The following is a 13,388-nucleotide window of genomic DNA, read 5'->3' as shown; positions in this document are numbered from 1 at the left end:
CCCGGCGCGGCGCCCTGATCCGATCGGGGGATACTCGGAGCATGTCTCGACGTGTGGCGTGGTTCCTGCTGGCTTTCGGGATCTGGTCCTGGGTCATCTGGATCACGTTCGTGAAGAACCTGTGGGCCAGCGAGAACTCGTGGGGGCCGGACGGGTCGGCCACCGGGTTCTTCGTGGTGCACCTCATCCTGGCGATCGTGAGCTTCACGCTGGGAACGATCATCGGGATCATCGGATGGCGCGGGCTGCGCACGAAGCGCCCCGAAAAGGTCGACGCCTGACCGGCTGGCAGTGGGTGCTGGAGCATCGCGCCGCCGAACGTGCGGGGTAGCCGCTTGCGGTGAGTGGATAGCTCTCCTGGAGAAGGGCGTCCCGTAGAGCCGGCCCGGCGCGGCGCTGTCGCGACATGGCTAAGCGCCGCCAGGCTTGATCCCGCCCCCGCTGTCGAACGACCGGCGGGCCGAATTCGTCGGCACCCTGGCCACGCTTGCCCGTGCGCTCGGCTTCACCTTGGAACCCGCCGTCGCGCGCGGGCCGTTGCCCACCGTCTTCCGGAAGTAGGCGGAACCCATCCGTTTGCGATCGCATCCAAGCGGCATCGATCACACGGATGGGGGATCATGTTCCGACTTTCCAGGCTCCTCCCGGCGGCCGTCGCTGGTCTGCTGGCCGTCGGGCTCGCCCCAGCCCACGCACAGGCACAGGCGCAGCCCGAAGCGCAGCAACCCGCCTACGCCCCGACCATGCTCGTCCTCGACGGGTCCGGCTCGATGAAACAGGCGGACGCCACCGGCACCAAGATGGACGCCGCGAAGAGCGCCCTCCGCCGGTTCATCGGGTCGGCTCCCGCGGAGGCTGAAGTGGGCCTCACCGTCTACGGCACCCGCACCGGCTCGTCCGACGCCGAGAAGGCCCAGGGCTGCCAGGACGTCCAGGTCCTCAGCCCCCCGAAGACCATCGACAAACCCGCCCTCACCGCGGCCGTCGACGGCATCCAGCCCAGCGGCTACACCCCGATCGGCACCGCCCTGCGCACCGCCGCCGCCGCGCTCCCGCAGACCGGTCCGCGCGCGATCGTCCTCGTCTCCGACGGCGAGGACACCTGCGCCCCGCCCGACCCGTGCGAGGTCGCCAGGGAACTGACCGCCCAGGGCGCCAAGGTCGTCGTGCACGCGGTCGGCTTCGACGTCGACGCCAAGTCCCGCGAGCAGCTCACCTGCATCGCCCAGGTCACCGGCGGCACCTACAGCGACGCGCCCGACGGCAAGACCCTGGAGCGCATCCTGCCGCGCGTCTCCGCCACCGCGCTGCGCACCTACGAGCCCGCGGGCACCCCGATCGCCGGCGCCGCGAGCTGGGACACCGCGCCGGTCGCCGCCTCCGGCCAGCACCTGGACACCCTCGGCCAGAAGGAAACCCGCTACTACGCGGTCGACGTCCCGCAGGGCGCCACCGCCTACTTCAGCGGCACGATCTCCTTCCCCCGCCTGCCCGGCGTCGACCGGCTCGACGACATCAACTCGCTCCAGCTGCGCGTCTACGGCGCGGGCGGCGAGGACTGCCACGCCTTCCTGTCCGAGCAGGCGACCATGTCCAGCGACGGCGTCGCCCTCACGATCGCCAAGGCCTGGGACGGCGCCACCGAGCCGAAGAAGGGCAGCGGCAGCACCGACAACTGCCGCGGCGGCGGGCGGTACTACTTCGCCTTGACCTGGGACCGCGTGTCGGCCGAGGTGCCCGAGCGGCTGCCGGTCGAACTGCTCGTCGGCGTCGAGCCCGCGGTCGCCGACGGTGGCCCCGAGGCAGTCCTGCCCACCACCGCGTTCACCGAACCCACCGGCGCCGGCACGCCCGTGGTCGGCGGCGGCTCGTTCAACGTCGCCGCCCCGCTGACGGGCAGCGGCCGCTACACCGACACTCTCCAGCGCGGCGAGTACGTGTTCTACCGCGTCAAGCTGGGCTGGGGCCAGGGCCTGGCCTACCGCGTCCACTTCGGACAGGCGGGCGGCAGCGGCGTCGACAACGTCTCGAACATCGCCACCACCGCCTACAACCCGTACCGCGCCGAGATCGACTCCGACACCACGGTCTTCACCGGCTCCGGCGGCGTGCTGCCGACCCAAGACGCGATCGCCACCGCGCCCGTGCGCTACCACAACCGCGAGGCCGACGACTCGACGGTGCGCACGCAGGCCGTCGCGGGCTGGTACTACATCGCGGTCAAACTGGGCGCGACCTTCGACGAGGGCGACAACGTCCCGGCCCCGGTCACGCTGGACCTCACGGTGGCAGGCACGCCGGAACCCGGCCCGGCCTACACCGGCCCGAGCGGGGGCGTCTTCGGCGACGACCAGCCCACCGAAACCGCTGAGGCCACGCCCCTCGCCGAGGCCACCGGCGAAGGCACGCCCGTCTGGCCGTTCTGGCTCGGCGGCGCGGCCGTCGTGGTCGTGGCCGCGATCATCGTGCTCGCCGTCCGCGGCCGCCGCACCTGACCGACGCACCACCAACGAGAGAGGCCCCCTCGCCACCAGGGCGAGGGGGCCTCTTCCACAGGAACCTCAGACGCGCTTGAACAGCAGCGCGCGCTTTACCTCCTGGATCGCCTTCGTCACCTGGATGCCACGCGGGCACGCGTCGGTGCAGTTGAAGGTCGTGCGGCAGCGCCACACGCCCTCGGCGTCGTTCAGGATGTCCAGCCGCTCCTCGGAGCCCTCGTCACGGCTGTCGAAGATGAACCGGTGGGCGTTGACGATCGCCGCCGGGCCGAAGTACGACCCGTCGTTCCAGTACACCGGGCACGACGAGGTGCACGCCGCGCACAGGATGCACTTGGTGGTGTCGTCGAACCGCTCGCGGTCCGCCGCCGACTGGATCCGCTCGCGCGTGGGCTCGTTGCCGTAGGTGATCAGGTACGGCTTCACCGCCCGGTACGCCTCGAAGAACGGCTCCATGTCGACGTAGAGGTCCTTCAGCGTCGGCAGGCCCTTGATGGGGGCCACGGTGACGGTGGTCTCCTTGCCGTCCTTCGCCAGCAGGTCCTTGACGAGCACCTTGCAGGCCAGCCGGTTGATGCCGTTGATCTGCATCGCGTCCGAACCGCAGATGCCGTGCGCGCACGACCGGCGGAACGACAGCGTGCCGTCCACGTAGTTCTTGATGTTGAACAGCAGGTTCAGCACCCGGTCGGTCGGCAGCGCCGGGACCTCGTAGGACTCCCAGTGCGGCGCGTCGTCGATCTCCGGGTTGAACCGCTGGATCTTCACCGTGATGGTGACCGAGCCCTCGGGCGCGGGAATGCCGTTCACGGTCTTCTGTTCGGCTACCGCGGTCATGTCAGTACTTCCGCTCCATCGGCTCGTACCGGGTGAAGGTCACCGGCTTGTAGTCCAGCCGGATGTCGGCCATGAACCCGTTGATGCCCAGCGGGGCGTCCGGGTCGGGCGTTTCCGGCAGCATCTTGTACGACATCGAGTGCCGCATGAAGTTGACGTCGTCGCGGTTCGGGTAGTCCTCGCGGGCGTGCCCGCCGCGGGACTCCTTGCGCGCCAGCGCCGCGTTGACCAGCGCCTCGGCCAGGTCGAGCAGGAAGCCCAGCTCGATCGCCTCGAGCAGGTCGGTGTTGTACCGCTTGCCCTTGTCCTGGATCGAGATCCGGCCGTAGCGCTCCTTGAGCCGCTGCACGTCGGTCAGCGCGGTCTTCAGCGTGTCCTCGGTGCGGTACACGGCCGCGTTGGTGTCCATGGTCTGCTGCAGCTCGGTGCGGATGTCCGCGACCCGCTCGCCACCGTGCGCGGTGCGCAGGTGGTCGACCATGCCCTCGACCATCTTGGCCGGGTTCTCCGGCAGCTCGACGAAGTCGTGGTTGTTGGCGTACTCGGCGGCGGCGATGCCGGCGCGGCGGCCGAACACGTTGATGTCCAGCAGCGAGTTGGTGCCCAGCCGGTTCGCGCCGTGCACCGACACGCACGCGACCTCGCCGGCGGCGTAGGCGCCGGGCAGGACGGTGTCGTTGTCGAGCAGGGCCTCGCCGTGCACGTTCGTCGGAATGCCGCCCATCGCGTAGTGCGCGGTCGGGTACACCGGCACCGGCTCCTTCACCGGGTCCACACCCAGGTAGGTGCGGGCGAACTCGGTGATGTCCGGCAGCTTCGTCTCCAGGACCTCGGCGCCCAGGTGGGTGCAGTCGAGGAGCACGTAGTCCTTGTGCGGGCCGGCGCCGCGGCCTTCGAGGACCTCCAGGACCATCGACCGGGCGACGATGTCGCGCGGCGCGAGGTCCTTGATGGTGGGGGCGTAGCGCTCCATGAACCGCTCACCCGAGGCGTTGCGCAGGATCGCGCCCTCACCGCGGGCGCCCTCCGTGAGCAGGATGCCGAGGCCGGCCAGGCCGGTCGGGTGGAACTGGTAGAACTCGATGTCCTCCAGCGGCAGGCCCTTGCGGTAGTAGATGCCCATGCCGTCGCCGGTGAGGGTGTGCGCGTTCGACGTGGTCTTGAAGACCTTGCCGAAGCCACCGGTGGCGAACACGACGGCCTTCGCCTGGAAGACGTGGATCTCGCCGGTCGCGAGCTCGTAGGCGACCGCGCCGGTGGCGACGGGCCCGTTCTCGGTCTCGGTCGTGATCATGTCGAGCACGTAGAACTCGTTGAAGAACTCGATCCCGTGCTTGACGCAGTTCTGGTACAGCGTCTGCAGGATCATGTGACCGGTGCGGTCGGCCGCGTAGCAGGCCCGGCGCACCGCGGCCTTGCCGTGGTCACGGGTGTGCCCGCCGAACCGGCGCTGGTCGATCTTGCCTTCCGGCGTCCGGTTGAACGGCAGGCCCATCTTCTCCAGGTCGAGCACGGCGTCGATGGCCTCCTTGGCCATGATCTCCGCCGCGTCCTGGTCGGTCAGGTAGTCGCCGCCCTTGACCGTGTCGAAGGTGTGCCACTCCCAGTTGTCCTCCTCGACGTTGGCCAGGGCGGCGCACATGCCGCCCTGAGCCGCGCCGGTGTGGGAGCGGGTCGGGTAGAGCTTGGTGAGGACCGCGGTGCGGGCCCGCTGGCCCGCCTCGATGGCGGCGCGCATCCCGGCGCCACCGGCGCCCACGATCACCACGTCGTACTTGTGGAACTGCATGTCCGCTTCTTCCTCGGGTGGTGGTGGGTCAGCTGCCGGCCATGTCGGGGTCGAAGGTGAAGATCACCAGGGTGCCCACGAACAGGATGATGACCATCGACACGTAGAGCACGATCTTCAGCCAGAAGCGCGTGCTGTCCTTGCGCGCGTAGTCGTCGATGACCGTCCGGAGGCCGTTGCCGCCGTGCAGCTGGGCCAGCCACAGCATCGCCAGGTCCCAGAACTGCCAGAACGGCGAGGACCAGCGGCCTGCGACGAAGCCCCAGTTGATCCGGTGCACGCCGCCGTCGAGGATGTTCATGATGAACAGGTGGCCGAGCACCAGTACGACCAGTGCGAGGCCGGAGATCCGCATGAACAGCCAGCTGTAGAGCTCGAAGTTGCTGCGGCGGGCGGCGGGGCGCCGCGGCGAGCGCGGCTTGTCGAGTGCGAGGGTCTCGGTTGCCATCTCTCGCTCAGCCTCCGAACATTTCCGACACCGTGCGCCACATCATCGCGATGGCACCGGGGATCATGACGAGCACCCAGATGACGGCGACCGTCCACAGCATGTGCTTCTGGTACTTGGTGCCCTTCGACCAGAAGTCGACCAGCATGACCCGGATGCCGTTCAGCGCGTGGAACAGCACGGCGCCGACCAGGCCGACCTCCATGAGGTTGACCAGCGGGGTCTTGTAGGTCTCGATGACCTCGTTGTACGTGTCGGGGGAAACCCGGACCAGCGCGGTGTCGAGGACGTGGACGAACAGGAAGAAGAAGGTGAGCACGCCCGTGATCCGGTGCAGGACCCAGGACCACATGCCCGGGTCGCCCCGGTAGAAGGTCCCGCTCCGGCGTGAGGCACCCGCCCGATCGCTCGCCTCCGCCGCCGTCTGGTCGGCGGCGGTGCTCGCCGTGGTGGACATCGGTGTACGGCCTCCAACGTCGTGGTTGGACTGTGCCCGGCTGACCTGCGAATCCACCGGGCCGCGGGAGCGTCCACCTGGGACTTCGCAGGCGCCCCGGCGGGGTGTTCAAGGCCATCGAGCTTGGATAAAGGGGATGCTAGACCTGCTCGCCATACCGCACTCAACCTGTGGTTGGTGTGTGTGATCGACCAGACACCCTCTGCGTGTCGCAGGTCTCATCCCCGTTAGCACGTCGCCCAAACTTCGCGAAGTGAGGTGAATCTCGCTCACTCGGTCGGGTGGGCGTGACTCAATGTGATTGAACTGTCGCCGTGCCGGAGAACAAGCAAACATTTAGGTTACGTGCTGTGGCTCTGGCATGGCCATTTGCTCACAGGCGGGTACCGTTCGCCCGTCGAGCCCGGCAATGAGCCGGGTCGTTCTCGGGTCCGCTGGAACACCAGCGGGGAGGGAGAGACAGGGTGCGTAAGACGCGTGCCACCACACTGGCTGCCACCGCCATGGCGGCGGCGCTCGCGCTGGCGGGGTGTGCGAAGGACTCCGGCACCAGCGGGAGCAGCAACAACGACAACGCCGCGGCCGGTTCCTGCGTCACGGCACAGGCGCCGGCGGCCACCGCGGCTTCGACGACTTCGAGCGCCGCGGGCGAGCGGGTCGACGCCAGCAAGCTGCGGGTCGCGCTCGCGTTCGACATCGGGGGCCGTGGTGACGCGTCGTTCAACGACGCCGCCGCCGCGGGCGTGGACAAGGCCAAGGCCGACATGGGCGTCACCGACGTCCGGGAGAGCACCGCGTCGCCGACCGAGGACGAGGCCGCCAAGGAGCAGCGCCTGACCCAGCTGGCCGCGGACGGCTACAGCCCGATCCTGGCGATCGGCTTCGCCTACGCGAGCGCCGTGCAGGCCGTCGCCCCGAAGTTCCCGAACACCCAGTTCGCCATCGTGGACGACGACTCGGTGACCGCGCCGAACGTCACCCCGCTGGTGTTCTCCGAGGAGCAGGGCTCCTTCCTGGTGGGTGTCGCGGCGGTCTACAAGAGCAAGAACTGCCACGTGGGCTTCGTCGGCGGCGTGAACACCCCGCTGATCCAGAAGTTCGAGGCCGGCTTCATCGCGGGCGCGAAGGCCGCGTCGAACAAGGTGCAGATCACCAGCGACTACCTGACCCCGGCCGGTGACAACACCGGTTTCCAGGACCCGGCGAAGGGCAACATCAAGGCCGCCGCCGAGTTCTCCGCCGGCGCCGACGTGGTCTACCAGGCCGCCGGCGCCTCCGGCAAGGGCGTCTTCCAGGCCGCGAGCGCGGCCAAGGGCCTCGCCATCGGTGTCGACTCCGACCAGTACAACCAGTCGACCGTCGCCGAGTACAAGGACGTCATCATGACCTCCATGCTCAAGCGGGTCGACGTGGCCGTGTACGACTACATCCGGGCGCTGGCGAGCAACACGCTCAGCTCGCTGCCCAAGCGGTTCGACCTGTCGGTGGACGGCGTCGGCTACTCCACCTCCGGTGGCAAGGTCGACGACATCAAGCCGCAGCTCGAGGGTTACAAGCAGGCGATCATCTCGGGCGCGATCACCGTCCCGACCACGCCGCAGAAGTAGATCTTTTCCAGCCGCGTCCGGGGCTCGGGAGGGTGATCCCTTCCCGGGCCCCGTGCGCCGTTTCCGGGGGTCTCATGACCAACTCTCCACCGGCCGTCGAGCTGCGCGGCATCACGAAGCGCTTTCCCGGCGTGGTCGCCAACTCCGACGTCAACCTGACGGTGGCGTCGGGCGAGGTCCACGCCATCTGCGGCGAGAACGGGGCCGGCAAGTCCACCCTGATGAAGATCCTCTACGGCATGCAGCCGCCGGACGAGGGCACCATCGCGATCAACGGCGAGCAGATCCGGCTGCGCAACCCGCAGGACGCGATCCGCGCCGGCATCGGCATGGTGCACCAGCACTTCATGCTCGCCGACAACCTGACCGTGCGGGAGAACGTCCTGCTCGGCGCCGAGAACCTGCACGGCATCGGCCGCGCGGCGCGCGCGAAGCTGGCCGAGCTGGAGAAGCAGGTCGGGCTGTCCGCGCCGCTGGACGCGCTGGTCGAGACGCTGGGCGTCGCCGACCGGCAGCGCGTGGAGATCATGAAGGTGCTCTACCGCGGCGCGCGGATCGTCATCCTCGACGAGCCGACCGCGGTGCTCGTGCCGCAGGAGGTCGACGCGCTGTTCGAGACGGTGCGCGGCATGCAGGCGCAGGGCTTCACCTTCATCTTCATCTCGCACAAGCTCGACGAGGTCCGCGCGATCGCCGACACGGTCACCGTGATCCGGCGCGGCACCACCGTCGGCACCGCCGACCCGAAGAAGATCTCTTCGCGCGAGCTGGCGGAGATGATGGTCGGGTCCGAGCTGCCCAGCCCGGAGACCCGCGAGTCGACGGTCACCGACCGGGACGTGCTGCGCGTGTCCGGCTTGCGGCTGACCGTCGAAGGCTCCGAGCGCGCGGTGCTCGACGACATCACCTTCACCGTGCACGCGGGCGAGGTGCTCGGCATCGCCGGTGTCGAGGGCAACGGCCAGACCGAACTGGTCGAGACGATCATGGGCATGCGCAAGGCCAGCGGCGGGTCGATCGAGCTGGTCGACGCCGACGGCACGGCACGCGACCTGACCGGGCTCGGCACGCTCGCCCGGCGGGAGGCCGGCATCGGCTACGTGCCCGAGGACCGCACCCGGCACGGCCTGCTGCTGACGCAACCGTTGTGGGCCAACCGGATCCTCGGCTACCAGACCCGGCGGCCGGTCTCCAAGGGCCAGCTGCTCGACATCCCCGGCGCCCGCAAGGACACCGAGCGGATCGTCGCCGAGTACGACGTCCGCACGCCCGGCATCGAGGTGCCCGCGGCGGCCCTGTCCGGCGGCAACCAGCAGAAGCTGGTGGTCGGCCGCGAGCTGTCCGGCAACCCGGTGCTGCTGATCGCCTCGCACCCGACCCGCGGCGTCGACGTCGGCGCGCAGGCGCTGATCTGGGAGCAGATCCGCCAGGCCCGGCACGACGGCCTCGCGGTGCTGCTGATCTCGGCCGACCTCGACGAGCTGATCGGCCTGTCCGACACCATCCGCGTCATGCTGCGCGGACGTCTGGTGAGCGAGGCCGACCCGGCCACCGTCACACCTCAGGAACTGGGCTCTGCCATGACCGGAGCGGAGGAAGCCGCGTGACCTCCTGGCGCACCAAGGTGCTGCCGCCCCTGCTGGCGATCGTCTTCTCGGTGCTGATCTGCTCGATCGCACTGCTGATCTCCGGAGCCGATCCGCTGCAGGCCTACGGCACCATGATCGGTCAGCTGTTCAAGGGCACCACCGCCGTGGACACCGTGAACCTGGCGACGGTCTACTACCTGTCCGGGCTCGCGGTGGCCATCGGCTTCCAGATGAACCTGTTCAACATCGGTGTCGAGGGCCAGTACCGCTTCGCGGCCGTCGTCGCCGCGATCGTCGGCGGGGCGTTCGTGCTGCCGCCGGTGATCCACGTCGTCTTCATCATCGGAGTCGCGGCGCTGGCCGGCGCGATCTACGCGGCGGTGCCGGCGATCCTCAAGGTGACCCGCGGCGTCAGCGAGGTCATCTCGACGATCATGCTCAACGCGATCGTCGGCGGCATCGTGGCGTTCCTGATCAACCCTGACCAGTTCGGCGTGCTGACCGGGAACAACCTCAAGACCGAGGAGATCGCCCCGTCCGGCCGGGTGCCGAACATCCCGATCGGCGGCGGCGAGCTGTTCGGGTTCGTGATCATCGCCGCGGTCATCGGGTTCGCCTACTGGTTCATGCTCAACCGCACCCGGTTCGGCTTTGAGTTGCGGGCCAGCGGCGAGTCGACCACGGCGGCGGCCGCGGGCGGCGTCAACGCGAAGAAGATGACGTTGATCGCGATGCTGCTGTCCGGCGCGGTGGCCGGCCTGGTCGCCGTCCCCGAGCTGGTCGGCCGTGACTTCACCTACGCCATCACCTCCACCCAGGGCTACGGCTTCACCGGCATCGCGGTCGCGCTGCTGGGCCGCAACCACCCCGGCGGCATCGCGCTCGGCGCGCTGCTGTGGGCGTTCCTGGACAAGTCGGCGGTGTCGCTGGAACAGGTCGACGTGCCGAAGGAGATCGCGACGATCATGCAGGGCGCGATCGTGCTGTCGGTCGTCGTGGCGTACGAGATCGTGAAGCGGGCCGACCTGGCCGCCGCCCAGCGCCGCGTCGGCCGCGCGCTGTCGGGCGGGCGTCCCGCTTCGGTGAGTGAAGGGGGTGCGGTGTGAGTCTCGCGACGGAAACCGCGGCGCCGCTGACCGTGCCGCCCGCTCCGCGCAAGCGCCGGATCCCCGGCTGGGCGCGGGGGATCATCTGGGCGATCGGGATCGTCGCGGTGCTGTCCACCGCGTCGTACCTGACCGGGGTCAACACGCTGACCTCGACCAACACCGCGCAGACCGCGCTGCGGCTCGCGCTGCCGATCTTGCTGTGCGCGCTCGGCGGTCTGTGGTCCGAGCGCGGCGGCGTGGTCAACATCGGGCTCGAGGGCATGATGATCCTCGGCACCTGGGGTGCGGCGTGGGGCGCCTACTACGGCGGCCCGTGGGCCGGCCTCGGCGCGGCGATCGTGTTCGGCGCGCTCGGCGGCCTGCTGCACGCGATCGCGACGGTGACGTTCAACGTCAACCACATCGTCTCCGGTGTGGCGATCAACCTGCTCGGGCTCGGCGTCGCCAAGTACCTGGCGACGCTGATCTTCGAGCCGTTGTCCGGCAACCCGCGGCAGTCGCCGACGGTGCCGACGTTCGACACCTACTCGGCGACGTTCCTGTCGAACTGGCTCACCGACCTGGAGGACCAGCAGCGGGTGTTCATCTCGGACGCGGCCGGCCTGCTCAACGGGCTCGTCACCGGGGTGGCGCCGCTGACGATGATCGCGATCCTGCTGGTGCCGGTGAGCTACCTGGTGCTGTGGCGGACGCGGCTCGGACTGCGGCTGCGGTCGTGCGGGGAGAACCCGGTGGCGGCCGAGTCGCTGGGCATCAACGTGTACGCGCACAAGTACCTGGGCGTGCTGGTCTCCGGTGGCCTGGCCGGTATGGGCGGCGCGTCGCTGGTGCTGCTGCAGGGCGGTGGCGGTTACCTGGAGAACCAGACGAACGGCCGCGGGTACATCGGTCTGGCCGCGATGATCTTCGGCAACTGGCGGCCGGGTGGCCTGCTCGGCGGCGCGGCGCTGTTCGGGTACGCGGACGGTCTGCAGCTCTCCGGCGGTGGCCGGGCGGTGCTCGCGCTGCTGTACGGCGTGGTGCTGCTGCTGTTCGTGATCGTCGTGGTGCAGCTGATCCGCCGCCAGTGGATCGCGGCCGCGCTCGGCGTGGTCGGCGCCGGTGTCCTGTACTGGATCTACTGGTCGAACGACACGCTGCCGAGCGAGCTGACCCCGTACACCGCGCACGTGGTGACGTTGATCGTGCTGGCGGTGGCGTCGCAACGGCTGCGGCCGCCGAAGGCCGGCGGTGCCCGGTACCGGCGTGGCGAGGGGGACTAGTGAGCGAGATCGACTGGGAGGCGTTGCGCGCTCAAGCCGTCGAGGCGGCGAAGAGCGCGTACGCGCCCTACTCGGGGCTGCACGTCGGCGTGGCCGGGCTCGTGGACGACGGCCGGGTGGTCGTCGGCTGCAACGTGGAAAACGCTTCCTACGGGCTCGGGTTGTGCGCGGAGTGCACCATGGCCGGGCAGTTGCGGTTGAGCGGCGGTGGTCGCCTGGTGGCGGTGGCGTGCCGGTCCGGCAGCGGTGATCTGCTGATGCCGTGCGGCCGGTGCCGGCAGATCCTGTTCGAGCTGGGCGGCGGTTCGTGCCTGGTGGACACCCCGTCCGGGGTCCTGCCGATGACCTCGGTGCTGCCGGACGCGTTCGGTCCCGCGGACCTGCCGTGAAAGCGTTTGCGGCGGTCGACGTCATCCGGGCCAAGCGGGACGGCGGCGCGCTGAGCGACGAGCAGATCCGCTGGGTCGTGGACGCCTACACGCGTGGCGAGGTGGCCGAGGAGCAGATGGCCGCGCTGGCGATGGCGGTGTTCCTGCGCGGGATGGACGCGCGGGAGACGGCGACCTGGACCGGCGCGATGATCGACTCGGGTTCGCGGTTGTCGTTGCGCGTGGACCGGCCGACGGTGGACAAGCACTCGACGGGCGGGGTCGGCGACAAGATCACCTTGCCGCTGGCCCCGCTGGTCGCCTCGTGCGGCGCGGCGGTGCCCCAGCTCTCCGGGCGGGGGCTGGGGCACACCGGCGGGACGCTGGACAAGCTGGAGTCGATCCCCGGCTGGCGGGCCGCGCTGTCGGTCGGCGAGATCACGGCGCAGCTGAACTCGGTCGGCGCGGTGATCTGCGCGGCGACCTCCGGGTTGGCCCCGGCGGACCGGAAGCTGTACGCGCTGCGGGACGTGACGGGCACGGTCGAGTCGGTGCCGTTGATCGCCAGCTCGATCATGAGCAAGAAGATCGCGGAGGGCTCGGCAGGCCTGGTCCTGGACGTGAAGACGGGGTCCGGGGCGTTCATGAAGTCGCGTGAGCAGGCGCTGGAGCTGGCCAGGACGCTGGTCGAGATCGGCTCGGCGCACGGCGTGGCGACGACCGCTTTGCTGACGGACATGAACACGCCGCTCGGGTCCGCCGTGGGGAATGCGGTGGAGGTCGCCGAGGCCGTCGAGGTGCTGCAGGGCGGCGGGCCGGCGGACGTGGTCGAGCTGACGGTGGCCCTGGCGCGGGAGATGCTGGCGCTCGCGGACATCTCGGTGGACCCGGCTCGGGTGCTGGCCTCCGGTGAGGCGTACGAGACGTGGTGCCGGATGATCACGGCTCAGGGTGGTGATCCTGCCGCGCCGTTGCCGCAACCGGGGCACGTCACGGTGTTCGCTGCGCCGTCGTCGGGTTATCTGTCCGCTTTGGACGCGTACGCCGTCGGGGTGGCTGCCTGGCGGCTGGGTGCCGGCCGCGCGCGCAAGGAGGACCCGGTGCAGCACGCGGCCGGTGTCCGGTGCCTGGCCAAACCCGGTGACCGGGTGGTGGCGGGGGAGCCGTTGCTTGAGCTGCACACCGACACTCCCGATGCGGTGCCGGCCGCACTGGAGGCGTTGAGCGACGCGGTCCAGATCACTGACACACCCCCGGAACCGGGCAACCTGATCCTGCACCGCACCGACTGAGCGGCGCGAAGCCAGGGCTTTGAACAAAACCCGAGCCGGGTGGTCATCCCGTCGCCTGACACGCAACGATCACCTTGAGCCAGGGCCGCAACCCAGGCCGCCAACCGGCGGCCGAACATGCCAACCTTGCGG

General features: G+C 69.7%; 12 protein-coding genes. 8 read left to right on the top strand and 4 right to left on the bottom strand.

The annotated features are described in order from the left end of the window. Positions 1-41: 41 nt before the first annotated feature. Together ABZ193_RS15130 and ABZ193_RS15125 are read left to right on the top strand one after the other, a co-directional pair. Complete coding sequence (locus ABZ193_RS15130) at positions 42-281, top strand: SCO4848 family membrane protein (protein WP_027936416.1); 240 nt, start codon at positions 42-44, stop codon at positions 279-281. 339 nt (positions 282-620) lie between these two features. Further along, positions 621-2,495: a VWA domain-containing protein gene (locus tag ABZ193_RS15125; RefSeq protein WP_027936417.1), complete on the top strand. Its 1,875-nt coding sequence runs from the start codon at positions 621-623 to the stop codon at positions 2,493-2,495. Between the two features lie 66 nt (positions 2,496-2,561). Here ABZ193_RS15125 and ABZ193_RS15120 read toward each other — a convergent pair whose 3' ends face one another. From ABZ193_RS15120 to sdhC, 4 genes are read right to left on the bottom strand one after another with little or no spacing between them, the layout of a single operon-like run. Beyond that, entirely contained in the window at positions 2,562-3,335 is a 774-nt protein-coding gene (locus tag ABZ193_RS15120) for a succinate dehydrogenase iron-sulfur subunit (protein WP_020421790.1), read from the bottom strand. Between the two features lies 1 nt (position 3,336). Then, a complete protein-coding gene (gene sdhA / locus ABZ193_RS15115) occupies positions 3,337-5,124 on the bottom strand; it encodes a succinate dehydrogenase flavoprotein subunit (RefSeq protein ID WP_020421791.1) in 1,788 nt (595 codons plus the stop codon). Positions 5,125-5,152: 28 nt separating this feature from the next. After that, positions 5,153-5,572: a succinate dehydrogenase hydrophobic membrane anchor subunit gene (locus ABZ193_RS15110; RefSeq protein WP_020421792.1), complete on the bottom strand. Its 420-nt coding sequence runs from the start codon at positions 5,570-5,572 to the stop codon at positions 5,153-5,155. Between the two features lie 7 nt (positions 5,573-5,579). Beyond that, positions 5,580-6,029, bottom strand: coding sequence for a succinate dehydrogenase, cytochrome b556 subunit (sdhC, locus tag ABZ193_RS15105; RefSeq protein ID WP_017986770.1), 450 nt, complete (start codon positions 6,027-6,029; stop codon positions 5,580-5,582). A gap of 503 nt (positions 6,030-6,532) precedes the next feature. Between sdhC and ABZ193_RS15100 the strand changes: the two genes are divergently transcribed. The 6 genes from ABZ193_RS15100 (at position 6,533) to ABZ193_RS15075 (ending at position 13,256) form a co-directional block, all read left to right on the top strand. Further along, the gene (locus tag ABZ193_RS15100) at positions 6,533-7,636 is read left to right on the top strand and encodes a BMP family ABC transporter substrate-binding protein (RefSeq protein ID WP_237339220.1); all 1,104 of its coding nucleotides are present in this window, start codon (positions 6,533-6,535) and stop codon (positions 7,634-7,636) included. 74 nt (positions 7,637-7,710) lie between these two features. Then, a complete protein-coding gene (locus ABZ193_RS15095; protein WP_017986772.1) occupies positions 7,711-9,243 on the top strand; it encodes an ABC transporter ATP-binding protein in 1,533 nt (510 codons plus the stop codon). Beyond that, a complete protein-coding gene (locus ABZ193_RS15090) occupies positions 9,240-10,331 on the top strand; it encodes an ABC transporter permease (RefSeq protein WP_020421794.1) in 1,092 nt (363 codons plus the stop codon). The genes ABZ193_RS15095 and ABZ193_RS15090 overlap by 4 nt, the downstream gene beginning before the upstream one ends. Further along, the gene (locus tag ABZ193_RS15085; protein ID WP_020421795.1) at positions 10,328-11,596 is read left to right on the top strand and encodes an ABC transporter permease; all 1,269 of its coding nucleotides are present in this window, start codon (positions 10,328-10,330) and stop codon (positions 11,594-11,596) included. Before ABZ193_RS15090 ends, ABZ193_RS15085 begins: the two co-directional genes overlap by 4 nt. Further along, entirely contained in the window at positions 11,596-11,985 is a 390-nt protein-coding gene (locus ABZ193_RS15080; RefSeq protein ID WP_020421796.1) for a cytidine deaminase, read from the top strand. The genes ABZ193_RS15085 and ABZ193_RS15080 overlap by 1 nt, the downstream gene beginning before the upstream one ends. After that, on the top strand, positions 11,982-13,256 hold the full coding sequence (locus ABZ193_RS15075; RefSeq protein WP_237339217.1) for a thymidine phosphorylase: 1,275 nt from the start codon (positions 11,982-11,984) through the stop codon (positions 13,254-13,256). The genes ABZ193_RS15080 and ABZ193_RS15075 overlap by 4 nt, the downstream gene beginning before the upstream one ends. The last annotated feature ends 132 nt before the right edge of the window (positions 13,257-13,388 follow it).

Origin of the sequence: Amycolatopsis sp. NPDC006125 (assembly GCF_040614195.1) — a bacterium.
Classification (GTDB): domain Bacteria; phylum Actinomycetota; class Actinomycetes; order Mycobacteriales; family Pseudonocardiaceae; genus Amycolatopsis_E; species Amycolatopsis_E tucumanensis.
Note: the sequence above shows the minus strand (reverse complement) of the source record. Positions and strands in the feature narration are given on the sequence as shown.